This window comes from Segatella copri (genome assembly GCF_026015625.1).
Taxonomy (GTDB): Bacteria; Bacteroidota; Bacteroidia; order Bacteroidales; family Bacteroidaceae; genus Prevotella; species Prevotella copri_H.
In genome coordinates this window covers 92,538-116,309 of record NZ_JAPDVG010000001.1, presented here as the reverse complement: position 1 = coordinate 116,309, position 23,772 = coordinate 92,538, and the positions used below count along the sequence as shown (strand labels likewise).

The 23,772-nt window shown below is 39.9% G+C and carries 47 protein-coding genes; 44 read left to right on the top strand and 3 right to left on the bottom strand.

The features are described from left to right. Positions 1–3: 3 nt before the first annotated feature. The 14 genes from ONT19_RS00610 to ONT19_RS00545 all read left to right on the top strand — a co-directional run bounded on the left by ONT19_RS00610 (position 4) and on the right by ONT19_RS00545 (position 8,530). Positions 4–621, top strand: a complete 618-nt coding sequence (locus ONT19_RS00610; RefSeq protein WP_153079942.1) for a ParB N-terminal domain-containing protein — start codon at positions 4–6, stop codon at positions 619–621. After that, a complete protein-coding gene (locus ONT19_RS00605) occupies positions 618–1,154 on the top strand; it encodes a terminase small subunit (protein ID WP_153079943.1) in 537 nt (178 codons plus the stop codon). The genes ONT19_RS00610 and ONT19_RS00605 overlap by 4 nt, the downstream gene beginning before the upstream one ends. Beyond that, positions 1,144–2,622 (top strand): phage terminase large subunit, encoded by a 1,479-nt coding sequence (terL, locus tag ONT19_RS00600; protein ID WP_264953364.1) that lies wholly within the window; start codon positions 1,144–1,146, stop codon positions 2,620–2,622. Before ONT19_RS00605 ends, terL begins: the two co-directional genes overlap by 11 nt. 223 nt (positions 2,623–2,845) lie before the next feature. After that, positions 2,846–3,097, top strand: coding sequence for a hypothetical protein (locus ONT19_RS00595; RefSeq protein ID WP_254963325.1), 252 nt, complete (start codon positions 2,846–2,848; stop codon positions 3,095–3,097). A gap of 19 nt (positions 3,098–3,116) precedes the next feature. Then, positions 3,117–3,278 (top strand): hypothetical protein, encoded by a 162-nt coding sequence (locus ONT19_RS00590; RefSeq protein WP_218458628.1) that lies wholly within the window; start codon positions 3,117–3,119, stop codon positions 3,276–3,278. After that, the gene (locus ONT19_RS00585; RefSeq protein WP_228115041.1) at positions 3,263–3,535 is read left to right on the top strand and encodes a DUF3846 domain-containing protein; all 273 of its coding nucleotides are present in this window, start codon (positions 3,263–3,265) and stop codon (positions 3,533–3,535) included. The genes ONT19_RS00590 and ONT19_RS00585 overlap by 16 nt, the downstream gene beginning before the upstream one ends. A 1-nt stretch (position 3,536) precedes the next feature. After that, positions 3,537–3,719: a hypothetical protein gene (locus ONT19_RS00580; RefSeq protein WP_264953363.1), complete on the top strand. Its 183-nt coding sequence runs from the start codon at positions 3,537–3,539 to the stop codon at positions 3,717–3,719. A 2-nt stretch (positions 3,720–3,721) separates the two neighbouring features. Continuing rightward, positions 3,722–3,940, top strand: coding sequence for a hypothetical protein (locus ONT19_RS00575; protein WP_254963334.1), 219 nt, complete (start codon positions 3,722–3,724; stop codon positions 3,938–3,940). Beyond that, positions 3,937–4,731, top strand: coding sequence for an ATP-dependent DNA ligase (locus ONT19_RS00570; protein ID WP_264953362.1), 795 nt, complete (start codon positions 3,937–3,939; stop codon positions 4,729–4,731). The genes ONT19_RS00575 and ONT19_RS00570 overlap by 4 nt, the downstream gene beginning before the upstream one ends. Continuing rightward, positions 4,731–4,886 carry a hypothetical protein gene (locus ONT19_RS00565; RefSeq protein WP_153079949.1) on the top strand — a complete coding sequence of 52 codons (156 nt, stop codon included), beginning with the start codon at positions 4,731–4,733 and terminating at the stop codon, positions 4,884–4,886. Before ONT19_RS00570 ends, ONT19_RS00565 begins: the two co-directional genes overlap by 1 nt. 2 nt (positions 4,887–4,888) lie before the next feature. Further along, complete coding sequence (locus tag ONT19_RS00560) at positions 4,889–5,455, top strand: hypothetical protein (RefSeq protein ID WP_264953361.1); 567 nt, start codon at positions 4,889–4,891, stop codon at positions 5,453–5,455. Positions 5,456–5,556: 101 nt separating this feature from the next. After that, the gene (locus ONT19_RS00555) at positions 5,557–5,853 is read left to right on the top strand and encodes a hypothetical protein (RefSeq protein ID WP_264953360.1); all 297 of its coding nucleotides are present in this window, start codon (positions 5,557–5,559) and stop codon (positions 5,851–5,853) included. Between the two features lie 12 nt (positions 5,854–5,865). Then, positions 5,866–7,614 carry a DUF262 domain-containing protein gene (locus tag ONT19_RS00550; RefSeq protein ID WP_264953359.1) on the top strand — a complete coding sequence of 583 codons (1,749 nt, stop codon included), beginning with the start codon at positions 5,866–5,868 and terminating at the stop codon, positions 7,612–7,614. A gap of 211 nt (positions 7,615–7,825) precedes the next feature. Further along, positions 7,826–8,530: a phage antirepressor KilAC domain-containing protein gene (locus ONT19_RS00545; RefSeq protein WP_264953358.1), complete on the top strand. Its 705-nt coding sequence runs from the start codon at positions 7,826–7,828 to the stop codon at positions 8,528–8,530. 151 nt (positions 8,531–8,681) lie between these two features. On the opposite strand, the gene ONT19_RS00540 is transcribed toward ONT19_RS00545, so the two are convergent. The 3 genes from ONT19_RS00540 to ONT19_RS00530 are packed head-to-tail and all read right to left on the bottom strand — an operon-like array spanning position 8,682 to position 11,654. Then, positions 8,682–10,064, bottom strand: coding sequence for a hypothetical protein (locus ONT19_RS00540; RefSeq protein WP_264953357.1), 1,383 nt, complete (start codon positions 10,062–10,064; stop codon positions 8,682–8,684). Next, the gene (locus ONT19_RS00535; RefSeq protein ID WP_218458637.1) at positions 10,042–10,236 is read right to left on the bottom strand and encodes a hypothetical protein; all 195 of its coding nucleotides are present in this window, start codon (positions 10,234–10,236) and stop codon (positions 10,042–10,044) included. The genes ONT19_RS00540 and ONT19_RS00535 overlap by 23 nt, the downstream gene beginning before the upstream one ends. 2 nt (positions 10,237–10,238) lie before the next feature. After that, a complete protein-coding gene (locus ONT19_RS00530; protein WP_264953356.1) occupies positions 10,239–11,654 on the bottom strand; it encodes a phage portal protein in 1,416 nt (471 codons plus the stop codon). A gap of 199 nt (positions 11,655–11,853) precedes the next feature. Here ONT19_RS00530 and ONT19_RS00525 point away from each other — a divergent pair, with 199 nt between their 5' ends. The 30 genes from ONT19_RS00525 (at position 11,854) to ONT19_RS00380 (ending at position 23,726) form a co-directional block, all read left to right on the top strand. Then, the gene (locus ONT19_RS00525) at positions 11,854–12,270 is read left to right on the top strand and encodes a hypothetical protein (protein WP_264953355.1); all 417 of its coding nucleotides are present in this window, start codon (positions 11,854–11,856) and stop codon (positions 12,268–12,270) included. A 17-nt stretch (positions 12,271–12,287) separates the two neighbouring features. Then, positions 12,288–12,668, top strand: coding sequence for a hypothetical protein (locus ONT19_RS00520; protein WP_264953354.1), 381 nt, complete (start codon positions 12,288–12,290; stop codon positions 12,666–12,668). 132 nt (positions 12,669–12,800) lie between these two features. Further along, complete coding sequence (locus ONT19_RS00515) at positions 12,801–13,241, top strand: hypothetical protein (RefSeq protein ID WP_264953353.1); 441 nt, start codon at positions 12,801–12,803, stop codon at positions 13,239–13,241. A gap of 4 nt (positions 13,242–13,245) precedes the next feature. After that, complete coding sequence (locus tag ONT19_RS00510; RefSeq protein ID WP_264953352.1) at positions 13,246–13,500, top strand: hypothetical protein; 255 nt, start codon at positions 13,246–13,248, stop codon at positions 13,498–13,500. Further along, positions 13,487–13,687, top strand: coding sequence for a hypothetical protein (locus ONT19_RS00505; protein WP_218414176.1), 201 nt, complete (start codon positions 13,487–13,489; stop codon positions 13,685–13,687). Before ONT19_RS00510 ends, ONT19_RS00505 begins: the two co-directional genes overlap by 14 nt. 12 nt (positions 13,688–13,699) lie before the next feature. Beyond that, on the top strand, positions 13,700–13,855 hold the full coding sequence (locus ONT19_RS00500; protein WP_254963363.1) for a hypothetical protein: 156 nt from the start codon (positions 13,700–13,702) through the stop codon (positions 13,853–13,855). 25 nt (positions 13,856–13,880) lie between these two features. After that, positions 13,881–14,132 (top strand): hypothetical protein, encoded by a 252-nt coding sequence (locus ONT19_RS00495; protein ID WP_254963365.1) that lies wholly within the window; start codon positions 13,881–13,883, stop codon positions 14,130–14,132. Positions 14,133–14,138: 6 nt separating this feature from the next. Continuing rightward, positions 14,139–14,663: a 3'-5' exoribonuclease gene (locus ONT19_RS00490; protein WP_264953351.1), complete on the top strand. Its 525-nt coding sequence runs from the start codon at positions 14,139–14,141 to the stop codon at positions 14,661–14,663. 2 nt (positions 14,664–14,665) lie between these two features. Further along, positions 14,666–15,157: a hypothetical protein gene (locus ONT19_RS00485; protein ID WP_264953350.1), complete on the top strand. Its 492-nt coding sequence runs from the start codon at positions 14,666–14,668 to the stop codon at positions 15,155–15,157. Positions 15,158–15,196: 39 nt separating this feature from the next. Next, entirely contained in the window at positions 15,197–15,652 is a 456-nt protein-coding gene (locus ONT19_RS00480) for a hypothetical protein (protein WP_264953349.1), read from the top strand. A gap of 2 nt (positions 15,653–15,654) precedes the next feature. After that, positions 15,655–15,978, top strand: a complete 324-nt coding sequence (locus tag ONT19_RS00475; protein WP_264953348.1) for a beta barrel domain-containing protein — start codon at positions 15,655–15,657, stop codon at positions 15,976–15,978. 359 nt (positions 15,979–16,337) lie between these two features. After that, on the top strand, positions 16,338–16,835 hold the full coding sequence (locus tag ONT19_RS00470; RefSeq protein ID WP_264953347.1) for a hypothetical protein: 498 nt from the start codon (positions 16,338–16,340) through the stop codon (positions 16,833–16,835). A 28-nt stretch (positions 16,836–16,863) separates the two neighbouring features. Next, positions 16,864–17,019, top strand: a complete 156-nt coding sequence (locus ONT19_RS00465) for a hypothetical protein (protein ID WP_264953346.1) — start codon at positions 16,864–16,866, stop codon at positions 17,017–17,019. Positions 17,020–17,046: 27 nt separating this feature from the next. After that, positions 17,047–17,223 (top strand): hypothetical protein, encoded by a 177-nt coding sequence (locus ONT19_RS00460; RefSeq protein ID WP_264953345.1) that lies wholly within the window; start codon positions 17,047–17,049, stop codon positions 17,221–17,223. A 25-nt stretch (positions 17,224–17,248) separates the two neighbouring features. After that, on the top strand, positions 17,249–17,554 hold the full coding sequence (locus ONT19_RS00455; protein WP_264953344.1) for a hypothetical protein: 306 nt from the start codon (positions 17,249–17,251) through the stop codon (positions 17,552–17,554). A gap of 32 nt (positions 17,555–17,586) precedes the next feature. Then, positions 17,587–17,802 (top strand): hypothetical protein, encoded by a 216-nt coding sequence (locus ONT19_RS00450; protein ID WP_264953343.1) that lies wholly within the window; start codon positions 17,587–17,589, stop codon positions 17,800–17,802. Positions 17,803–17,839: 37 nt separating this feature from the next. Next, positions 17,840–18,328, top strand: coding sequence for a hypothetical protein (locus tag ONT19_RS00445; RefSeq protein WP_264953342.1), 489 nt, complete (start codon positions 17,840–17,842; stop codon positions 18,326–18,328). 45 nt (positions 18,329–18,373) lie between these two features. Next, positions 18,374–18,505: a hypothetical protein gene (locus ONT19_RS00440; protein WP_264953341.1), complete on the top strand. Its 132-nt coding sequence runs from the start codon at positions 18,374–18,376 to the stop codon at positions 18,503–18,505. Between the two features lie 48 nt (positions 18,506–18,553). After that, entirely contained in the window at positions 18,554–18,985 is a 432-nt protein-coding gene (locus ONT19_RS00435; RefSeq protein WP_264953340.1) for a hypothetical protein, read from the top strand. A 272-nt stretch (positions 18,986–19,257) separates the two neighbouring features. Then, on the top strand, positions 19,258–19,659 hold the full coding sequence (locus ONT19_RS00430) for a hypothetical protein (protein WP_264953339.1): 402 nt from the start codon (positions 19,258–19,260) through the stop codon (positions 19,657–19,659). Between the two features lie 191 nt (positions 19,660–19,850). Further along, positions 19,851–20,129, top strand: coding sequence for a hypothetical protein (locus ONT19_RS00425; RefSeq protein ID WP_264953338.1), 279 nt, complete (start codon positions 19,851–19,853; stop codon positions 20,127–20,129). A 107-nt stretch (positions 20,130–20,236) separates the two neighbouring features. Beyond that, a complete protein-coding gene (locus ONT19_RS00420; protein ID WP_264953337.1) occupies positions 20,237–20,596 on the top strand; it encodes a YopX family protein in 360 nt (119 codons plus the stop codon). Between the two features lie 3 nt (positions 20,597–20,599). Then, positions 20,600–20,833 carry a hypothetical protein gene (locus ONT19_RS00415; RefSeq protein WP_264953336.1) on the top strand — a complete coding sequence of 78 codons (234 nt, stop codon included), beginning with the start codon at positions 20,600–20,602 and terminating at the stop codon, positions 20,831–20,833. Between the two features lie 3 nt (positions 20,834–20,836). After that, positions 20,837–21,232 carry a hypothetical protein gene (locus tag ONT19_RS00410; RefSeq protein ID WP_147379967.1) on the top strand — a complete coding sequence of 132 codons (396 nt, stop codon included), beginning with the start codon at positions 20,837–20,839 and terminating at the stop codon, positions 21,230–21,232. A 4-nt stretch (positions 21,233–21,236) separates the two neighbouring features. Beyond that, positions 21,237–21,458: a hypothetical protein gene (locus ONT19_RS00405; protein WP_264953335.1), complete on the top strand. Its 222-nt coding sequence runs from the start codon at positions 21,237–21,239 to the stop codon at positions 21,456–21,458. An 8-nt stretch (positions 21,459–21,466) separates the two neighbouring features. Then, positions 21,467–21,907, top strand: coding sequence for a hypothetical protein (locus ONT19_RS00400; protein WP_153119635.1), 441 nt, complete (start codon positions 21,467–21,469; stop codon positions 21,905–21,907). Between the two features lie 230 nt (positions 21,908–22,137). Then, the gene (locus ONT19_RS00395; protein ID WP_264953334.1) at positions 22,138–22,323 is read left to right on the top strand and encodes a hypothetical protein; all 186 of its coding nucleotides are present in this window, start codon (positions 22,138–22,140) and stop codon (positions 22,321–22,323) included. Then, on the top strand, positions 22,323–22,622 hold the full coding sequence (locus tag ONT19_RS00390) for a hypothetical protein (RefSeq protein ID WP_153079980.1): 300 nt from the start codon (positions 22,323–22,325) through the stop codon (positions 22,620–22,622). The genes ONT19_RS00395 and ONT19_RS00390 overlap by 1 nt, the downstream gene beginning before the upstream one ends. Then, complete coding sequence (mtnN, locus tag ONT19_RS00385; RefSeq protein ID WP_264953333.1) at positions 22,619–23,278, top strand: 5'-methylthioadenosine/S-adenosylhomocysteine nucleosidase; 660 nt, start codon at positions 22,619–22,621, stop codon at positions 23,276–23,278. The genes ONT19_RS00390 and mtnN overlap by 4 nt, the downstream gene beginning before the upstream one ends. After that, on the top strand, positions 23,262–23,726 hold the full coding sequence (locus tag ONT19_RS00380) for an S-ribosylhomocysteine lyase (RefSeq protein ID WP_264953332.1): 465 nt from the start codon (positions 23,262–23,264) through the stop codon (positions 23,724–23,726). The genes mtnN and ONT19_RS00380 overlap by 17 nt, the downstream gene beginning before the upstream one ends. The last annotated feature ends 46 nt before the right edge of the window (positions 23,727–23,772 follow it).

Sequence of the window (23,772 nt, the reverse complement as noted above, 5' to 3'; positions counted from 1 at the left end):
GGTATGGAAGAGATTAAGATTAATGACAAGGTAATTGAGTTACCTATTGACAGTATCGTGCCTCATGACGGTTCGCACAAGACCGACGAGACGGCAGTACAGGCAATCATGCAGTCCATCAAGGATTTCGGCATCACTCAGCCTATTTCCGTTGACAAGAACAACGTGATTGTAACCGGTAACGGTGTGTATAAGGCTGCTAAGGCTTTGGGAATGGATAAGGTTCCCTGCATCCGTGTTGACTATCTGACTGATGAGCAGATTAAGCAGTATAGAATCGCTGATGACAAGACGTCCGAGTTTGCCACTTGGAACGAGAAGAAGCTTCGCAAGGAGCTCTCCTATCTCGGTGATCCTAACAGCATTCAGTTTGCTTTCGATGAGAGCATTGCCGGTATGCTTGGACTCAACGCTAAGCCAAAGGAACAGAAACCTGCAGCCGCACCTTCAAAGGCTGAGACTAACCATACGGCTAAGAAGGTCGTAACGGAAGCCCAGAAGGACCAGAAGTTCAAGGAGGAAATGAAGGGCGTTGAGGAGAATATCCAGGTCAAACCTTCAGAGTATTATGAGTATAATTGTTCCGCTTGCGGTAAACTAGTAAAAGTTAAGAAGCCATGACAGATGAATCATCACAGCCGAAAGTAAAGTCTTTCGTACATAGAATCCCCAATCCTGTTGGAAGACCATACAAGATTAAGTCTTCTCAGGAATTATGGGATAAGTTTGTAGCTTACTGTGATGATGTTGAAAATGACCCTTGGCAGCAAAAGACTGGTAGCAATTCCATTGCAGGCGGCAGCGGCAAATCCACAAATTCCATGAGACAAGAGGTAAGGGTTTTCAGAAGAGCCTATACTCTTGTCGGATTTTGTGCTTTCTGTGGCATCGTTCAGAAATGGGCGGATTTCAAGAGAGGTAATCTTAAGAGACCAGGCTTTGAGCAGGTGATAACACAGATTGAGAATGTCGTGATGGCCCAGCAGATTGATGGTGCCATGCTTCATCAGTTTGATTCCAGTATTGTTGCAAGGCTCAACGGATTGGCAGATAAGCATATTCAAGAAGTAACCGGCAAGGATGGCGAGGACTTCAAGTTCCCTAAGCTGTCCTTGGATGATATTAAAGAATTACAGAAAATAAATGGACTTTGAGAAACAACGTTTTCTTCATAAGCAGTTAGTGGCATCGTCCCTGCTGCAATTCACTACTAAGATGTTCGCCTATACTGCTCGACGTGAGTATGTAGTAGGCGAACATCACAGGATTATATGTGATGCGCTCATGGATGTGATAAGGGGAAAGACTAACAAGCTGATTATCAACATCAGCCCTCGTTATGGAAAGACACTCTTGTGTTCACAGATGTTTATCGCATATGGTCTTGCGCTGAACCCTGCTTCAAAGTTTCTTCATATATCTTATTCCGGAAGTCTCGTCCAGGACAATTCTATGGCAGTCAAGGACACGATAACTTCCACATATTTTCAAACACTATTTCCGAATGTCAAAATCAGAAAGAACGATAACACCAGATCAAAATGGAGCACAACGGCAGGTGGTGGTGAGTATGCTACATCTACCTTGGGTCAGATCACAGGTTTTGGTGCAGGTCAGCCAGACTGGACCGAAGAAGACATAAAGAACATGGATAAGTTTATGGCTACGTTCAACCCCGGTCACTTTTCGGGAGCCATAGTTATCGATGACCCTTTACGACCGGACGATGCTTTGTCCGATAACGTCAGAGAGTCTATCAACAGACGTTTCGAGACAACCATCCGTAACCGTGTAAACTCACGTCATACGCCAATTATCATCGTCATGCAGAGGTTGCACGAGCACGACTTGTGCGGTTACCTTCAAGAGATTGAGCCGAATGAGTGGAAGGTTGTTTCCCTCCCGGTAATACAGACAGGCGAGGACGGAAAGGAGCGAGCCTTGTGGCCGTGGAAGCATACGCTGGAGGAGCTGTATAAAATCAAGCATGCCAGCGAGTTCGTATTTGAGACACAGTACATGCAGAACCCTACCCCTATGGAAGGTCTTATGTACCATGCCTTCAGAACATACGATGAGCTGCCGGACAGAAGGTATGCAAGAATGATTGGCAACTACACAGACTCGGCAGATACCGGTTTCGACTTCCTTTGCTCTATATGCTTCGATGCACACGATGACGGCTACTATGTTACCGATGTTCTATACACTAAGCGACCGATGGAATACACGGAACCAGCGCAAGCCAATATGGTTAAGCGCAATCAGACAGACGTGTGTTTCGTTGAAAGTAACAATGGTGGACGCTCTTACGCCCGCAATGTCGAGCGCATAACAAGGGAACACGGAAACAGAATTACCCAGTTCGTAACGTTCACGCAATCGAAGAACAAACAGATTAGAATATTCACTCGCTCCAGCGAGGTAAACAATAAACTAGTCTTCCCTTCTAATTGGGAACAGTTGTGGCCGGAGTTCGCCCACGATATGAAATCCTACAGAAAGGAAGGATATAACGCCCACGATGATGCGCCGGACGCTTGTACGGGCATCATAGAGAAGTGCGAGGAGTGGCTTAACAATGCTACCGATGCACAGCTCCGACGTGGCGGTTTCTTGTAATTTCTTTTTAAAACCATGTTAGCTAGGCGTTTGCTCGTGAGAGTAGGCGCCTTAACTATTTGATTACCAGCGCATTATAATTTAGTATTTTTAACTAAAATAACCCTTAGTATATTTGCATATATCAGAAAATTTTCGTACCTTTGCATATAGATAAAAGATAGTACTTTTGGTTTACCAGGTCGCTATCTTACAAGTTGAACCAATTAAAATTATAAAGATTATGAAGAATTTAGTTTATGCTCGCTTTGATGAAATGACAGTTAATGAGGTTTCAGAGCTTATGAGAATAGCATCTGGCAAGATGGCAATCAATGTAGTTTCAGTTGCACCTACATTGTTCCGAGTTTCAGCATATGGTATATTTGACGGAGACGCAGAGGACTGGGGCTTCGAGAGTGCAGACTGCGGAATGTTCCAGGGAGAAGAGGTGTTCGAGGCAACCAAGAAGTTGTACGAGACCACCATCGCTTAATATAGGAGGAGGAACTGCTATGAGTGGTCTTTTTGAAACAAAGCTTCTCAAATACAAGAAGCACATTATCCAGGTTTTTGAGGATATGTTCGGTCAGAGATACGTCTATATCGACGGCAAGACGCAGACTTATTCTATTAACAATGCAAAGAGAATGATTAGCCTATGTTGTCAACAGTAATATTCACGGATGGCGCCCAGAAGAATGTGGAGCCATCCAACGGAACGGATTTCTCATTGGAGGAGTTGAGAGGATTTGTTGGTGGGCACATTGAGTTGGTCCGACTCAGCAAGTCGCAGGTAATGGTAGTTAATGAGGAAGGCAAGGTTTACGACCTTCCTCAGAATGAGAACGCCACGATGCTTGTGAATATTGCAGGTATCAGAGACGTTATAGTAGGTAATGTATTAGTTTGTGACATTAATAAAATCAAGTAATATGGATAAGAATGATTTGATGAAGTACCTCGTAGAAGAGGCAGAGTATAGTGAGAGTGAAGTAGCCGAAATGACTAACACAGAGTTGCTGGATCATTGGCTGAAGTACAACGGAATTTGCGGTTACACAGAGGACATCAAGGATGTTATTGAAGCTGCTTTTGATGTAGATTTGGAGGACTAGCCATGTACAAAGAGAATATAGGAACAGACAGATATGGACGCACGATGCGCCTATATCACTCCTGCAACACGGTCTATTGCGACCACGTCAAGAACGATAAGGTTGTCAGGACAAATCAGATTAAGGTAGATAACGACATCATCTTAATGTTCAGTGCTTCGCATACGAGCGGAGCCTACATTTACGATGAGATTCACAGAAGATACGGGAAATGGCTATGAAACCAATGTTAGCAACAAGATATTATCCGTCACAGACGAAGTTTCCTTGCTTCGTCCAACCTAAGTATGACGGAGTTCGCTGCATCCTTCATGAAGGAGAAGGTGGCGAGGTTCACCTCACATCGAGAGGCGGTAAGGAATATGATGTCCCTCAGATTAAGGCTTGGGGAGAGAAACACCGCGGTATGCTTCCTTTGGATGGGGAGATATACAACCACCAGGAATTGACCTTCCAGCAGATATGTTCTGCCGTCAAGTGCCGTTCTGCTATGACTGACAAGCTACGTATGGTTATCTACGATGCACAGATTCCGGGAAGCTTTTCTGCCAGATGGAAAGTTCTGCAGGAGGAGTTTGCTTCCATTGATCCAAATGGACCGGTGTACCTTACGCAGACTTTCGTTGCCCATTCAGAGAAGGACATCAAGCGATGGCACAAGATATTCGTTTCCACCGGTTACGAGGGTGCCATTATCAAAAATGCAGATGGAACCTATACCGAGGGCGGAAGCAATGACCTTATGAAGCTGAAATCGTTCGACACGACAGAGTTCAAGGTGGTCGATGTTTTGGAAGCGGAGGGCAATGATGCAGGTACCGCTATATTCAAACTGAAGTGTGGAGAGTACGAGTTCTGTGCCCGCCCGGTAGGTTCAAGGTCACTCAGAGCTCAATACTTAGCCGATAAGGACGAGTTGATAGGTATGGCGGCGACTGTTCAGCATCAAGGGTATTCTGACGCTGGAGTACCGAGATTTCCAGTATTGTTGAACATTAGGGATTACGAATAATGGCAGCATTAAATATTAACGAGTATTACGGCTGCTTCTCTTGCGAGGCTGCTGACGAGCACGGAAATGGTTGCAGGCACGGTCTGCTGTTCCCGGTACTGCTTGCGATGGGAAACAAGAGAAGCTGCCCAAACTATAAATTCAAGAAGAAATAACTATGGAGTTAGAGGTTAAGCTAAAAAGAAAGTATGAGTCTAAGACAGAAACTTTCGTCCTGATTAATTACAAAAGAGACTTGCGAAGATGTGTCAACATAACTTATCCAAGAGATTGGGATTGTGAAAAGCTTGATGTGTTCATTCAGAACTTTCACGACGTGAACGTTAGAAAGCCTTTATATGTGTCGGAATGGAGTTCTTTGCTTATGAAAAACAGACTGGAGGAAATTAAGAAACTAGGCTATCGTGTTATTGCTATAAATCAGTTACATGGCTACATAGTAAGAAAGGATGGAAAGTTTCTATCCTATCAGCTTGCAAAATATACATCTGAGGGAGGAATAAGTCTCACATATCAATACGTGCCATCTCGAACACATGGAAGTGGTGCTATACAAGGTGGTGAGAGTGGCTATAATTTTGGATTCACCGAGTTTAGTAAAGAAATGCTGAACGATATGATGGACCACCCGAAGCTTTATGGTAAGGTCGAGCACTACAAAGACTTCTATGAGTACCGCCAGCTGAATGCAGGGCGAGAAAAGGCACTCAAAAAAATAATCTGATTTTTTTTGGTTCAACACAATAAAGTACCATATGATGCGTTATTAATCTGACAGACGGATTATTAACTAAAGCTTAGCTACCGGCATGACGGGCGCATCATATGGGAAATAGAAAATTTGTTCCACAGGTAGGAAACCATCTTGGAACTATCTCGAACATTTTAGCTGTTGTTTCATTTATAGCCATAATAGGTTCAATTATAACTTGGATAAACGCCTTGAATACTTCTGGCGGTTATGGATATGAAAGTTCAAGTATTAGTGGCGTACAGGCATTTGGCTACGTTATTGACTCATTGCTTTGCCTGGTAGGTTCTTTTGTACTCAGAGGATTCTCGTTTATCGTGAAAGCAGCTGTACGCTATCTTGATGAGAAAGGTGAGTTTGATGAAAAGTAGAATGTAATTGCTATGTCATCAAAGCTTATAGTAGATCAAAAGAACGTAAAGTATCTTTTTCAAGATAAAAAAGCTACGTTCTTGATTCCTGATTATCAGCGTCCGTATGCTTGGGGAGAAGACGAATGTAAGGTCTTATGGGAAGACTTATTTTCCTTTTCATTCCCGAATAACAACTGCGACAGCTTCGATTCTTCAGAGAGTTACTTTCTCGGTCCTATAGTAACATTCCGTAATGACGAAGGGAAACTTGAAATCATTGACGGTCAGCAGCGTCTTACGACCTTGCTTCTCTTACTGCGAGCTTTCTACAATCGCCTGGAGCACATGAAAGACAATCGTTCAATCAAGATGCGAGAGGATATAGAAAAGTGCATTTGGAGAGCAAACGAGTTCGGAGAATATGATCCAAACGACTTGAAGATAAATTCGGAGGTTGCAACTGATAACGACAAGGAAGAGTTTATGGATATTCTCAGAAAAGGAACATCAGAAGGGAAAAGCCGGTATGCTACCAACTTCAGATACTTTCAAGACAAGATAGGAAAATTCATTGAAGAATACCCTTCTTTCTTTGCATTATATCCAGCTCGCATTCTCAATAACTGTGTGCTACTTCCGATAGAGGCAGAATCTCAAGATACTGCTCTTAGGATATTCTCGACGCTTAATGATAGAGGTAAGCCATTGTCTGACTCAGACATCTTCAAGGCACAGCTCTATAAGTTCTACTCATCCATCGGAAAGAAAGAAGAGTTTATCACTACATGGAAAGAGCTTGACGAACTCGTTACTAAAATATTCCATCCATATCGTGGAACACCTTTAGATGAGTTGTTTACACGCTATATGTACTACGAGAGGGCTTTGCTGACGAATCGTAGTTCTATGACAGAAGGACTTAGAAAGTTCTATGAGAAAGATGGATATGTCCTACTTCGACGAGAGCAGACTTTAGAGAATCTTGTCTTGCTAGCCGACTTCTGGAAAGATGTATATTCTCAGAATGAAGACCGTTTTTCCGTGGATGTACTAAAGCGCTTGTTTATATTGAATTATGCGCCTAACAGTTTATGGACTTATATCGTATCGGTATATTTCATGCACTATAAGAATGCTGAGAATATGCTAGACAACGAGAAGTTCTATCTGTTCTTGAATCGTTTGATAGGCTTTATCTGGGCATACGCTATCAGCAACCCAGGAATAACAGCCTTGCGAGCACCGGTCTTTAACGAAATGGTGAATATCATAGAGAACAAAGAGATAGCTTTCGAGAACTATCTATTCCAAGAGGAATTGTTCCGTTCGCAATTTAACAACTTCAGTTTTTCAAACACTCGTGCGATTACGAAGTCGATGATTGTGTGGTGGGCTTTCTCTTTCGATAACCAGGAATTGCTTCCTCTTGACGCGGTATATGATATTGAGCATATCTTCCCAAGGAACAGACAAGTCAAGGAAGGTGGATTGTCGAGTGACGAGGTTCTTGAAATGCTGGGAAACAAATCGGTATTGGAGCGAAGAGTTAATATCCGGGCATCCGATTACAGATTTGCTGACAAGATTAAGTATTATAATGGTGAGTTCAAATCCACAGGCGAGAGGATTGGAACTAAGATACACGAATTACGAATGCTGTCACAGACGTTGACAGATTTTACAGAAACGGATATTAGAGAGCGAACGTCAAGAATGCTTGATAAGTTTATCGCTTACCTCAAATCTAACTCTCTGATTTCCAATAAATTAAATTCGTAATTTAGGTTAAAAGATTTGGTAATCTGACAAAATTTTCGTACCTTTGCATATAGGATAAAGGTAGTAATTTTGTCTAAGAGCCTACTAAATAGGGCAACTGCAATGTTACGACCTGCCGAAGCTGGGACGCTAGCAGAGGTGAATCTGAGGGCGTAATGAGCGGCTGCCCTTCTTTATTAAATGAGCTCGATGGTTGCTTAAACAGATTCTTATGGCAACAAACGCAGACATGAGCTTGAAAGAGTTCGCAAAGGAAATGCTGGTCGAAGTTAAAAAGGACCAGGAGTGGTTAACAAGACAGAAGGAAATCACTGGTGATCTCCAGGAGAGAATCGATGAATGCTTCAAGAGAGTGCAGAAGTGCGACATGACAAAGGGTGTCTATTCCACTACGCAGATGGCGAAGGAGTTGGGCATGAGCAGCGCACAGAAGTTGTACGAAGAGCTGAAGGAGGTTGGCCTTGCGTTCAACCAGGGTTATGAGTGGATGCTGACAAGTCCCTACTCCACCTATCAGCTAACTGAGGTGACTACACACGTCATCAAGGGCAAGTACACAAGACGACCTCTTTGGACGGAGCGAGGCAGACGCTGGCTTCTCGCATTGAAGGAGAAGAACATCATCTGCAACCTCCCGAAGCCGAGAGTGCCGAAGGCTGTTGAGAAGTGTATTGCTTCTCAGTCTGGTGAGAAGAAGGAAGAGGTCAAGGTCGAGCCGCCAACACCGCTGATAAAGAAAGCCGAGACGCTTAAGGATGAAATCAACTGCCTTTTGAGTCTCATCACAGAGGTCGGAAAGGGAGAGACGATGCTCCTTATGGGAGACATTATGACAATCTCCACCACCATCAGTGAGCACGTGAGCACATTGGCTTTCGAGGCTTACAAGACATTAAATGCACCAGCGAGGGCTTGAACCAATTAAAATTCGAAAAAAGATTTGGATTTTCCAAAATAAAATATTACCTTTGCAGCGGTAAAGGAGAAAGATAAATAGGGATTGGATAGACCTCTCACACGTCGGTCTTCGGATGCAGACTTCGGGAGGGTTTCCAATCCCTTGCTTTTTAGTTTAGTAATCTCATAGTATAAAGGATATTTTCACTTGTAAGTTTAGCCTTACATTCTATTCGTTTTCCTTGATAAGTAGCATGGAATACTTTGAACTGAAAATCATGATGGTTACCTTCCTCAATCCTGTCAAATGTTGCTGTAGGAAACCATTCGTTTACATCGGCTGCAATTTGTATTGTTTCGCTAAGTCTTCTATTTCTAATATTCTTTGCCATCGTTTCAGAAAAGAAATTTCGTCCTACCACAAATTCCTCATTATTATTATTGAGATAAAGTCTTCTAGCCGTTTGACCGTCTGGTAGCTCTACCTCTCTAAATTTTGTTTGCATTGTCTCATTAATGAATTCTCGAAGTCTTGCCCTTACCTCTGGTGAGTTCTGTGCAGCTATTCGAACTTGCCTTTGTGACCTTTCAGAGCGAGCGTATTGGGTGATATAGGATGATTGCTTCACCTTGTCTTTATTATCATTTACCCAATTTGTGAAGTTCTTAGGCATAGCATTGCTTGGCTGTTTACCGCTCCAATACTCCTTTTCGCTCATAATTACCGGGATGGCATAGCACATACAATTCACGTGCCAACCAACCCAAGGAAAATAACTCGGATAGACACCTGCAAGCAAATCACACATATCGTGCTTATGGCTAGGATTGTTGGTTGTCTTTATCTCCTTGCCTTTAATATAGTCCATCCTAGCCCATCTTTCCTGCTCGGCAGAACGGTAGGCCATGTTTATCTCGTTACGTGCCAGACGCACGCTTCTGTACTCGCAGTTCTGAATGGTTATGGCTTTGCCGTATTTCTTCTTATAGGCTTTGGCAAGTGATGGATAATCATTAAGGTATTTGCTGATCTTCTTGCTGAGTTTAACAGCACTCATACCCTTCTCTATGCCGACAGACAGAGATTTCTCCAGAGCCTCCTTTACATCAGCTCTCTGGTTCCATATTCTTTCTGAAAGACCTAGACCTTTAATCTTTCTCTCTATGAAAGCCTTCTTTGCCGCGTTGTTGTGCTCAAAGTAAGCTTTCTGCTTTGCGTCCGCTATCTTCCTAGTAAAGGTGCCGATTACCCTTTTGGCAAGTAGGTCCTGCAGGGTGTTACTATTCTTCCATTCGTCCGATATGCCATTATAGACCAATGCCTGCATATTGTTTGAATAGTAATCCAACAAGGCGTTCACCTTCCTTTCTGTTCTAGGGTAATCATCAAAAGAGAACTCGCCATCCCCATCGAAGTCGGTGGAGGTGGCGATTTTAGCGGACTCCTTGGCAAGAGTCTCATATATGGAAATGATTTTCCGGGTATAAGCGTTCAGTCTCTTGCCAAGGTCTTTATATGCCTTTTTCTGATTAGGCAGTTTTGGCTTTTTCATACAATTTCATTTTAAAGTGTTGGCAGCAATCCCAGTTGAGAAGAACGCTCCATTCTTGATATGGGCATTTGGCTAGGATAGGCTGACCTTTAAGGCTCATACTATGAAAGTCAGTAGCATGAGCACATTCACGGCAAAAGTGCAGTTTCTCTTCTTCCTTCTTCTTTCTCATGGCTATTCCTCCGAGAATAAGTTAGGCATAGAAGCTGCTGTTCTTGTGGCCTCTACTTCCTCTTCTCCTTGAATCTCGTTGAAAGTCTTGTCAGGATCATCGGAAAGACCGGCACGCTGAATAGATTCCTTCTGGCTGACGAGAGGCTTGTTGCCGTTAGCCTTAAGCCATTTGTCAATCTGGGTATTCTCATCCTCCTGGATGAATGGAGTGATGATGTGCTCTATAGTAATCTCATCCATTCTAGCTGCCCACTTCGTGTTCATCTTGGAAAGGAACGCCTTTATGACGTTGGCCTCTCTCTCAAAGCCTTCAATCCAGGCACCAGTCTCCTCTCCTATCTTAAGATGAGCATCCATGAGGAGTGTCTTTCTTGAATCATAGCCGATATTGCCAAGGCTCTTCATATTCTCGAAACTGATGTCCGGCATCTGAGACTGCATGAAGAAAAGCTTGACGAGAGTGTCAACGTGATACTTAAGAGCCTCGATAGCCTGCTGCCAAGACACGTAGCTAACATCGCCGTCTTCGCTGACTCTATACACCCTCTTGCTCTCTCCCTTTCGCTCCATTCCAACGATGGCACCGGCAATCTTCAAGACAGGAGCGGAATTGTATGCCACAACATCGCTGTTTCGGGAAATGGTGTACTCGATATTCTCACGTATAGGTTTCAATCCTTCCCAGCATGGCTTGTGACGGTACCAGAAAACGGCTGGAATCTTGTCGATAGAAATCTCATTATCATCCACCAAATTCCATCCGGACTCTTCATCGTCTGAAGACAGGTCCCATTTGTAATGATGGTCTGCAGTATATGTCTCGAAGAAGGTGTGTTCCGTGTCAGTAACCTTACGCTTATACTCGAATGACAGAGCAAGCAAGTCGTCATACTCATCAAAGTAAGGATAGATGTCAACTCCGTCCATTGGAGAGAATGTCTTGCATTTCAGTTTGTACTGACTGTCGAACCCGTAGAGCTTGTTAGGCTTCTTCTGCGTGTACCAAAGTGTGAACATCTGACAAGAGGCGTAATAGCACTTTGCTCTGTGCATGTTCACGGCATCAATGTGTGCACAGGTGTAGATTTTCTCGATGGCACGAACAATCGTCTTCAGTTCCTCGTCAGCCTGATCATACGTATATACACGCTTGACCGGTATAGCCATTGTAAATTCAGAGATTCTTCGTGTAAGAAGCTTCTCCAATCCGACAGGCAATCTAGCTGCCTTTTCTACAATTCCGTCATCAAGAGTTCTGTCCTGTCTGCCAACGTGGTCGTTTACGATTTCATGGAGCATAGGCTCATACTCAGATAACAGGGTAATCCAAAGTGGAATATCCAACACGCGTTGTTTCAGCTCTCCTATGATGCTGCCAACGTCATTTCTTTTAAAAAGTTCATTAAAATCTATCATAATCTTCGAAGTTTTGATTTGGCAAAATTACGGATATATCCGCATATATTTAATGATTTTAGTATTTTTAACTAAAATCATCGTTAGTATATTTGCATATATCAGAAAATTTTCGTACCTTTGCATATAGATAAGAGGTAGTAGTTTTGACTATTCAGAGCCTACCTTGTAAGTTGAACCAATTAAAATTATAAAGATTATGAACAATTCAGTTGAAACAAAGAAGGAAGAGGTTAGAAAGAACATCAAGAATACACTTGAGTCAGCCAAGATTAAGATTATTAATGTAATTTCAGTTTGTCCTGATTGGGAGGTAGAATATATCGATTTTGGTTTTAAGTCACTTAACGTTTGTTTGAATTTAAAAGGAGTCGAAAGAAACAGAAGCCTGGTGATTCGTTACCAGAAAAAAAATGGCTTCTTCCAGGAAGAGTCTTTCAACACCAATGTGGCAAGCTGTGGAGAATTTGACCTTATTGAGGCGAACGATAATCTTAAGTACTACACAGCGGTTGGCGACATACTCAATCACAAAGACATGGTTTCACTTTTGAAAGAAACTATGGTTTATTTCACAAACAAACTTATTGAGTTGCGTGAAGAATTTGATAAATAAAGAAAGGAGGATTAGTTATGACAAAGCAAGAAGAAATCGATATTCTACAGTCCTTGAAGGGCGATACCTATTTCGCTCAGTTCTTCGGTAGCAAGGACATTGACCAGATGTGTCAGAACATCAATAACGACTTCGCCATTGAGGGCGGATGCGGATTTAGTCAGAAAGCAGAAGCTTTAGAGCGAATTAACGCAGACCTCAAAAAGGAGTTTCAGCAGAAAATCCATGATTTGGGAATGGAGCTTATCAAGATTCTAGACAAGGGATTTGATGAGGATGCCATCTACCAGTTGGTTGAAGGCGAGGTCGGAATTGATGCTATCATCAAGTTCAAGCGTAAGAACAATCTGGATATTACAGATAAGGAGTTAGATTATATGATATCAAAACTTCCATGATTATGAAGCATATATGTAGTAATTGTATAGCTTCCGAGATATGCTATAGTGAAGGCAAGAAGCCCAATGACACTTGCCTTCATTGGGAATGGAGATATGCAGGTTTATGGTTTGACAATTAAAAGTAAGACAATGGGAAAAGAGAAAGTTACAGTAAACGATTTGAAGGTTACACTCTCAGAGATTGGTGTAACATCTGGCTTGAAGCAGGAAAAGATTATTCAACGCCTGCAGGTCAATGGCTGCTTGATTGCAATGGTAACAGATGTATTGGATCAGCTCATCAAAGAAGAACAGGGCATGTTTAGGCTGTTAAGCGTTCAGTACAAGCAAGAGCAGAAGATGCACTACACTCAGATGCAGGATGCAGCCAAAAAGTACTACTTCCATTTGAAACCCTTTAATAAGAGTTTCTTCGGTGATGAGAATATTTGCGCCAACCTGGAGGATAACGCAAATGACATCTATGAAATCATCAAGCTTCTTGCGGACCACACTAACGACCACAAGGATATGGAAGTGATTAAGAGAAACCTCAGAAAGAGAAAGTTGAACCATCATATTTTCGATTAAGATTATGGCAGATTATAAAGTTGAAGTAGATTTATCGGATTTATTCGATAATATGACCATCAGTGAACAGGAGAACTTTTTAGTTGATAAGTTCTGCTCATTACCAATAGGCTTGATGGAAGAAGTGGTTGGAGAAATGTTGGAGAACCTTAATGGCGATCAGACAGCCAAAGTTATAGAAGACGCTTTTGATAACTTGCATGAGCAAGCTCAAGAGCATGTTATCAACTATGTGAACGAAGGCTATGATGTCGGATAAACAATATAGAGTTGCTCGCAAGGGTGTTGTCGAGCAACTTAAATTAGCTCAGAGACTTCATTGCAAGCACATGGAGCAGAAGTATAAAGAGGCTTTGGAGAAGTTAGAGAAACGCTTCTTAAAGCCGGATGCCGTGGGCTGCTTCGATTTGGGCGCAAGGGTATCAAATAGTTATTATCATCTTTAAATGGTTTAGATTATGGAAAAGAAAGAATATTCTGTTGTTGAATTTATTCAATATCTTAAAGATAAGCTATATATTAAGCTTTATAAAGCTGATCGTTTAGCTGAGATTAATATAAGAAGAGAAATGAGAATATTGCGATATTCCCCGTTTTATTTAGATAGAGAATAAATGTATAAAGTATAAAATAAAGGTTATGGCTACAGCAAATTTTGAAATTGGAAATAAAGAGTTTGAGGTACGTTTCATACGAGAATCAGGTTATCCTCCAACAAAGAATGAACGTGGTTCTTCATTGGTTGAGTATGATGTAACGACATACAAAGATAATCAGCCAGTGATAAAGAAATTCAATCAAAAGCAACGAGTTTATTTCGACCTTGAAGGTAATGTTTATAAGGATAAGCAGAGCAACAAGGTGTGGTTCAATTTTTATAAAGCAAGTTGATAGATTATGAAAACAGCAAGACATATTGTAATAGACATAGAAACATTAGGTAGAAGAAATGATGCTGCTATTACTCAAATCGGCATAGTACCAGCAGATGAAAATTTCGATGTATTAGATCGTTATCTGATACAAGCAGAACCTAAAACTTGGAATACTTGTGAAAGGACATTCACTGGAGAAACTTTACTCTGGTGGATTCAGCAAAAGAACAGTCCAGAAAGTAATAAGCCTACTCATATTGTCCATAGCTACAAATTTTTAGTAGATAAGCTATATCAAATCTTTAATAGATACAATACAGAAGACACTATAGTGTGGACTAAAGGGGCAATGGACCTGTTTTGCATTAAAGACATATGTGAGTATCTTAATATGGAAGCCCCCTGGAAGTTTTGGCAACCTAGAGACATCAGAACCGCAAAGGAGTTCATTAAAGAGTGGAAGACCTTTGAGAATAATAATCATAACGCTCTCGATGATGCTTTGAACCAGTTGAGAGAGTTAAAAGCTAACTTAATTGAAAGATAGATATGGAAGAAAAGATTAATGTAGTGGAAATCCTAAAGGATAAGCCAGTAAATACGAAGTTGTGGTCTCCCTTATTTGGAGATGTATATACTTCAAGCATATGCAGCGAAGATACTATAATAATAGTAAATCACCATGCTGAATCATCTTCTTTCTATAATAATGGCAAGTACTTTAATCTTGCAGAAGCAGAACCTCTATTGTTCCCATCTAAAGAAATGCGGGACTGGTCTAAGTTCGCATGGAAGAAAGGAGACATTCTAGTTAGCAATGATAGCGACAGCCATATAATCTTTAATGGTTTCTCAAAAAATGATTATACTACATTTGAAGGTAAACACTGGATTAGTGCAAGTAAAAAGAGACATGTATCTTGTTTGGGAATGCAGAATGTACAAGACTATCATATTGAAGATAACAAAGAATTTGCTCAGACCTACATCAACACCATCGAGGAACGCTTGGGTGGTAAACTCAATCGTGAGACCTTGTAGATTGAAAAACAGCCTGAGTTCAAGGATGGAGATATAGTAATGTCTGATTCGGGTACAATAGTTCTTGTCAGAGGAATTAGTTTAACTAGAAAGATATATTATCATGCTTATATGCGTAATGAGTATATATATATCAACCAAGTAGAAGGCGAATTTTTTAGTCGTGTAAGTCGTATTAAAAGATTTGCCACGGACTCGGAAAAGCAGCAACTCTTTGATGCTCTCGCAAAGGAAGGCAAACGCTGGGATAGTGAGCATAAAATGATTGTGGACTTGAAGCCAAAGGTTGAGTTCAAGCCTTTCGATAAGGTGCTTGTTAGAAATACCGATACAGAAGAATGGTTCCCAGGGTTCTTTGAGAAGTTTGATAGTACTTGGAATAATCCATATCATATAATGAACCGCCGTAGTATGACAGATTTTGCTTTTAAGCAGTGCATTCCTTACATCGGCAACGAATCATTGTTAGGTACAACAAATAACGTGGAGGGCTAGGTATGAAAGAACTTAAAGATTTGAAAGCTGGCGATGATGTGCTAGTTACAGGTGGGTCTTACAGACGTATTACCAAAATTGATAAAGTGACAAAGACTCAAATTGTTGTTAATAACGCTAGATTTAGAAGAGATTCGGGCTGGCAATGCGGTAGTGACAGATGGAATGTTAGAAGAATATCTGTTCCTACAGAAAAGGAAATATCAGATATTGAAGAAGAGGATCTTTGTAAGGCTCTCATCTACGTTATCAGTTCTTCTGATTTTGAACGTTTATCAACAGATGAGTTAAAACAAGTGTACAATATTGTAAAAGGCAAAGAATGAACGAGATTAAAGTTGGAGAAAAGATAACTCTTGAAGTTATTGAGACAGATAAAGAATCTTGCAAAGGGTGCTTCTTTGATAGTAAGATGTTTAATTGCGAAGTATGGCGTAAATACCCTTGTAGCATCAAAATACGTTCAGACCATAAAAGTGTAATCTTTAAAGAAGTTAAGGAGTAATCGTATGAATGAGATAGAGAAAATATGTAAGGAAATCCAATGCCCACACTTTATTGTGTGGAATTTCGGATATGGTGATTGTATATCTTGTAAGCTGCAAGGGGAAAGCTACGATATAGAGTCTGTAGCCGATGATTGTCCTTACAAGGATAAGTTTAATCATCGTAAAAAGTAAAGCGTATGGATACAAACTATTTACGAATAGAAAATGGATATGATATATCTAAGATAACTGGGGCTATTCCTCAGAATATTGGAGAAGGATTTCAGTTTAATCTCTCTGGTAAAACATATACAACTATGGGTAGCTATACTAAAGACAAAAAGAGACTAATGAATATAGAAATTAGTTCTTTTTGTGGTCTTTGTGGTGGCGCAATACATTATTATGCCACATTGTATATTAAAGTAAGCAATGTGTGTGATAACAGCTCGGTAAGTGGATATTTGGGTGGAATTGAAATTCCAAATGAATATCAAACCATCAAAGGGGAGTTTGTTAGACCACTCACTCAAAAGGAGATAGATAAGCAACCAGACAGATGGGGCTATTGGTATCAAGTAGGGGATTTAGTTAATGCCTTTGAATCTCTTCAAGAGATCGAGAGTTTAATTAAAAACCTCAAAAAGAAGTTCTCTTCTAAGGAGTGGAAAGTTGAGATAATACGCAATTATTAATTGCCTTCGGGCATAAAAATATGATAGTATGCTTATAAGTGAATTTATTCAACAGCTTCAAGATGTTTACGATGAAGAGGGTGATATGGAAATTGCCATCAAGATAGATGATAACGACTTAGGTTCTGAACCTATTGTAGTGAAATCTACTGTTTATGAACAACTTTATATAGTTAAATCCTAACCGCCTTCAGGCATAAATAATAGCAGTATGGATAAAAATGTTATATTATCAAACGAAGAGTTAGAATTACTCATAACAGGCTTACATTGTGTAGATGAACGTAGTTATAATTTTTATACCACAACATATACACCTTGGAGTGAAGCTAAAGAGTTAAAAGAGAATTTGCGAATAAAGCTCAAAAGAGTATTGTTAAATGTTTAACGTCTTCGGACATAATTTTAAAGATATGACAAAAGAAGAATTAAAAGTAAAGGTTGACAAACAACTAAGCATTATCAATGATGCTAACGATGAGATTTGTTCTTACGTAAATGATTACATCGAAAGTCTTCCATACAAGGTTGGCGACAAAGTTAGCTGTTCCAGATGCGATGTTTGTTGGATTAAAAGTATTGTTCCGGAAACAAGTTGTAGTGGCTATACTGGCAAGATTGAGGTAAGAATCAACCCTGCTAAGAAAGATGGCACTCGCTCCAATAGAGAGTTTGTACTATGGAGTACGGAAATTGATAGTATCAAAAAGATTAGTTAATCATCCTGCAAAGGATATAAATAGATAGGAATATGAATACAGAAAAATTAGAAAGAGCAAATATCTTAGCAAAGAGTTTAATTCCTAAAGTAAATGAACTCTTAAATATATCTCCAAAATCAATGCGTAGTAGTCTTGCTGATGCTATTTGTGGGCTTTCAGAGTGTGATGAAGAGTTTAAAACAAAATTCAAGCAGCTTCTGAATGAAACAAAACAGAGATTTCAGAAAGAGTTTGATGAGATTTAGTAACTAAACATCCTTATAGGATTAAATATAAAGTAATATGGAACAAATTTCATTAGAAGACAAAGTTAGTAATACTTTGAAATGGCTCGCAAATCAAATTGCGTGTATCCAAGTATATAAAAAGTGGGACGAAGAATTTAAAAAGGAAAGTCTCAATGATGCTTGGCAAAAAGTTCAAGAACAGTTTAAGAAAGATATTGATTGGAATGCTCTCACAGAAAACCAATGTAAGGCTTTGCATTTTGGGGGTTGGCAATCCGAAGAAGATATTGAGAAAGAAATTTCTTGTTTACAATCTGAATTAGACAAGGGACACCTTACAAAGAAGGAATTTGATAAGAAGGTTTCCAAAGAGAAAAATACTCTTGGACTTCGTTTGATTCCGCTATATCTCTACCCTTCATTGCCTATAGGTATCACCCTAACGTCTATTGGAGGAGAAGAGAGAGTTTTTGATGGCTCAAACATTAGTACTGATGTTAGATTTGGATGCCTTGCATGGGGTATTAAGCCGAAAAAAGATTAACTAACCGCCTATCCTTTTACAGGAGAGGGTAAAAAGAATAGAATTATGATCAAGACAGTTCCAGGCCCTACTTTGATGTGTGAGGGATGTGTGTATGATGGTAAGTTTGAGTGTATTCAGCACGCATGTTGTGCAGACCCGAACAATCCCGTTAAGTACATTGAAGTAACAGAGTAACTAATAGCCCTCTCCTTGGTAACAGGGAGAGGGTAAAAAGAAGAGAATATGGCAGAGATTATTTATTTTGGAACAAATGGGTGTTCCGGCCATTATCCTATTGGCATTGACAAAACGCTGACAGGGGCAGAGTATGAGATATGGCTAGAATGCGATAATGAAACTTGGATAAATAATATCCGAAAGAATCCTGGTCGCCACGTTATCAAACATCACGGAGAGGTTTATACAAATTATGGTGTTCCGTTCTCTGTAGATGACGATAGAGGAGGCTCACATACCGAACTATTTTGGAAAGGCATTCATACGAAAGAAGAAATCGTCAACTTGATAAAGAATAATCAGTTTTTGGCAAGGCAATTCAAAATGGATGAGGCAATTAAAAAAGTGGCAACAGTTTGTGGTGTCAGGTACAGAGATATTAAATCTGCGATAAACATGGTACAAGTATTCGCAGGTGGTAAAAAGAAGAGAATATGAATGCAGATAAAATAACATTAGCTAGCTATATTGCATATCTCCAAGGTATGTATAAACGATATGGCAACATAAGTATTGCGCAATTAAAGCATATAGAAAGAAACAGAAAAAAAGGAGGATAAGCGATGAGCACAACAACAGCAATAAACGAAATCATTCATATTCGAAGAGAAGTGTATGATAGAAAAAGGAATCTCTTTGATCCATCTGTGCCTATTGACATGGTATTGGAATGGTTAGATAACATTCAAATAAAGTTGGAGGACTAAGTTATGGACAGAAATCAAGCTAAAGAATTTTATCCTTTCTTGCAAGCTTTTGCAGAAGGAAAGGCAATTGAGTGTAGGACAAAACCAAGTGCCGTAGAAGGCACAGATGTTCCGAATGATTGGACGAAAATAAAAGATATTGAGTTTTGGAATAATACAGAGTACCGTGTTAAGCCAGAACCAAAGTGCCGTCCATTCAAGGATGAAAAAGAATGCTGGGCTGAAATGCAAAAACATCAGCCTTTCGGGTGGACGTATGATTATACAAATAATATCTGGGATAGTATTACAAGAGTAACTAGTAGCGGAATTATATACGAAGAAGATATGATGTGTTTTGAAGACGTTTTTAATAGAGTAAAATTTGCCGATGGAACTCCATTCGGTATTAAAGTGGAGGAATAGTTATGGAAATTAATGAAAAAATAGATGAAATAATTCAACAAGCAAAAAGAAGAAGGAGCTTATACGGAAGATTTTGACGCATTTGAACAAGAGATATATGACCAAGGTTTTCGTAATGCAATTTCTTTTATGCTGTGGAATCCGAGCGAGCGAAGTTGTTCTAATTGTCAGTATAAGAACAGTAGAGAGCTATGTGGGGAAGATTACTGTGGAACAAAATATTGGAGCCCAAAATTGGAGGAATAGTTATGGATAAAAACGTTTGTGATAATACATTAGTCTTTGGCAGTTGCCATGCTAGAAGCTGTATTGAAGTACCTTCTTTGAACGCAGGAAAGGCTAAATGGAAGGCTTTCTATGATAAGTTCCCTTGGCTTAAAGGTCAACCTTTCTATCTTAGACGTTCATGCTTCTGGGATGGAGGTGAAAGAAATCTGAAGGCAATAAAAATAAAACTTAAAAAGATATAGTTATGTTTGGATTTTATGTTATATTTACCATAGCTGTTCTATTTATAGCTTTTATGGGTGGAGTTATCGGTTATTTAATTGGTAAATATTGGAAAAAGAAGTAGCTTATGAAAACAGAAAATATAAAGTTTAAGGCTAAAGAACTTGGAACAGGAAAATGGAAAGAAGGTTTTCTTCAAAGAGACATGGATTACAACCTATGTATTCTTATTGCCAAAAAAGAAGAACATTCTTGGTATTGGACTCAAATTGACCCTTCAACAGTCTGTATGTTCACAGGACTGAAAGACAAGAATGGAACACCTATCTATGAGGGGGATATAGTTATGCACAAAGATAACAATGCGGAAAGAAGAGGTGATATTAATTGGGATAGTAAAGCTGCTGCTTTCTGCTTTGGTCAAGATTTCTTAGTTCACTACCATTCTGAAGATATGGTAGTTGTCGGCAACAAATTCGATAAGTAGCGTATGAAGAATAAGATATTAGATTTAATCAAATCAGCCGTTTTGCTCATTTTGATTTTCTTAATAGGTGTAATTGGTTTTAGAGTTTCTTTCAGCTTAGGAACTCCACACGAAAAAGAAGAGTTTAATATAAAAATATTCACCAAGAAAGGGCATGACTACTTGTTTGTGGGCAGGGAACATGGAGCTTATGTTATTATCCACGCCAAGAGCTGCCCTTGTCATAAAAAGAAGTAGTATATGAAAGTTAGGTTGGCAAAGAAAATTATGAAGTATCACTCTGGCAGTTTTTTATATGACTTGATGCGCTTGAAAGGCTTGGACATTTCTAAAGAGCTGTCAAAGATAAAGCAATACTGGGAGCCTAGATGGGCTTTGTATTATGCCACTAAAGGTGGTTGTCATGGCAGAGTTGACCATCGTATCGTAAAGGCAGAAAAGATTACTGCAAGATATTCTCGTAAGCTAATGAATTGCCTTGCTAGGTTGGCTGGTAAAAATCCTTTCGATATTAGAGATATATTAGGTAGTTCAAATAAACTAAAAAAATATGATCATGAAACAAGAAATGCAAAAATCAATCTTAAAGATTCAAACAGCAGTCGAAACTCTGACAAGACAGAAAGTTATCGATAAAAATGTGTATGACTTTATCCATGGAGAAATCAAATCTCTTTCGGAAAGTGTGGAGAATATAGAGGAAGTAAGTAACCTAGATGAAACACTCCTTACCTTCACAGATAAGGAGGAGTATGTAAACCAGCATATCAACCTTGCTGATACATCTGTACTTTGCAAAGAGTTGAATAGAAGAAAATACATTGGTGACGATTTCTTTGTAGTAGCAACAGAGAGAAAATAAGTTAGCTTATGGAAAGATTAACTAAAGTAATGGATAAGTATTTATCAGAAGCAAAGAAGAAGGTTCTTACCCTTGCAGTCAGCAAGGAATGGTTCGATATGATAGTGTCGGGCGAAAAGAATGAAGAGTATCGGGTAATTAAAGACTTTTGGATGAGTCGCCTTCTCCTTATCAAGGATGAGGAATTCAAAGATTTCGATAAGTACGATAAGCTTCATATCGGTAAGACATTTGAGATGCTTATAGACACCAATACTATCAAGGAGAAACTGAATAATGGTACAATGAAGTTCGTACCATTCACTCACGTTCTCTTCAAGAACGGCTACTATGACGATAGCCCAAAGGTAGAAAAGGAGATTGAAAGTATCACCATCGGAAAGCCTAAGAAAGGTCTTTGCCCAGGCAAGTGGTTGGACCATGAGTTTTTCATTATTAAGTTCAAGTGATATGATTGCAATTAAAGTATCTTCCGAGAACATCCAAGAATTATGGAAATGCCCGGACGTTTCAGAGTTAGTAAAGACTGTCAGCGGAGACCGCACGAAGCAGACGTTGATAGTTAGGTTGAAAAATCGAGAGTTCTATGTCCCTGATGGATTCTATCTCGTGAAAGACGAGAATGATCAATGGAGCGCACTCAGCCCATCACTGTACGAACTTATAAAAGACAAGGTTCATGGCGAGAAGTGAGGAAGATATCCGTGAATACCATAGAAGGTACTACCAGGAGCATAAGGAACATTTATTGGCAAGAATGGAAGTCTATCGTAAAGAGAACGCTGAAAGGATTGCTGCAAACAGAAGATACAACAGAAAGAGAAAGAAAGCCTTGGGCGGCTTAATGAACCCAAATATTAAATAATGAGTAGAGGAAAACATTTTAGTGCAGAAGAGATTGAGTTCATCAAGGTTAACGCTTTGGTGATGACGACAACGGAGATTGCAAAGCAGCTCAATCGTAATTATTGGGCCATCCATCGAAAGATGAAGGAAATGGGTATCAGCAAGAGCCACGTGTTTACTGCTGACGAGGATTTCATCATTCGCAGAATGTATGGTAAGTACCCGGTAAAAGCCATTGCTACCAAGATTGGCGTGGACGAGAACGCTATTTACAACCGTTGCAAGAAGCTTAAGCTAACGAAAGGAGGTGCGCAATGATTGTCATAGTTACCGCTATGGATAAGGAATACGACCTTATCAGCGAATGGATTGCAAAGAATTGGCTTGACTACAAAAATGTTCAAAACATAGCTTTAATCAAGTCTGGTATTGGCAAGGTTAATGCGGCATCTTGCTTGACAGAATTTCTTTCGTCGAATACGTCCAGCAAAGTTACAAGAGTTATCTCGGTAGGATGTGCCGGTGCTGCCGTTGCGGGATTGAAACCTGGTAATGTCGTGATTGGCAATTCGTACTGCTACCACGATGTATATTGCGGAGAGCCGAATGCCAATGGTCAAGTTCAAGGTATGCCGGCAGTCTTTCCTTCTGATTTCTCTTGGATTGATATGGATGAAAGATTCAGATTAGGAACCATAGCTACGGGAGATAAGTTTGTCACTACGAGGGAGCAGGTATTGGCAATTAAGGAGTTTCTTCCTAATTCTTATAACGTATGTGCTATTGACATGGAGTCTGCTGCCCTCGCGCAGGTATGCTACAAGAAGGGTATTGGTTTTACGTCCATCCGAGTTATTAGCGATAATCCCCTGGAGCCGAACCAGACCGAGCAGTATGCAGGTTTTTGGGATAGTCTTGCCGAAAAGGCATTTAGTGTTGTTTGTAAATTATTAGAGAATGATACCAAGTTTTAAAGTTGATCATACGAAACTGAAGCCAGGTCTTTATGTTTCGAGAGTAGATAAATGGGGCATGGAGACTGCTACCACATTCGATATTCGCGTGTGCAAGCCAAACAAAGATATGATGTCACCTGCTGTCGCGCACACAATAGAGCATTTGATGGCGGACTACCTACGCAATGATAGTCCTTTTAGCAATTCCGTTCTGTATTTTGGTCCGATGGGATGTCTTACAGGTTTTTATCTTATCCTTAAAGGTACATGGACTTCAAAGCTAATAAAGGAAATGATAGTGGAAGCTTTTAAAGCGTGTTCGCTATCAAAGACGATTCCAGGTGCATCGGAAGTGGAATGCGGAAATTATAGGCTCAACGACTTAAAAGGAGCAAAAGAGCTATGTGATATGTTCTCCGTATATCTATCCACAGCTGGACCGGATAAGCTTAATTATCCAGACTAATATTTATATGTAACTATAAAGTATTTAATCATTAAGTATATTTCTT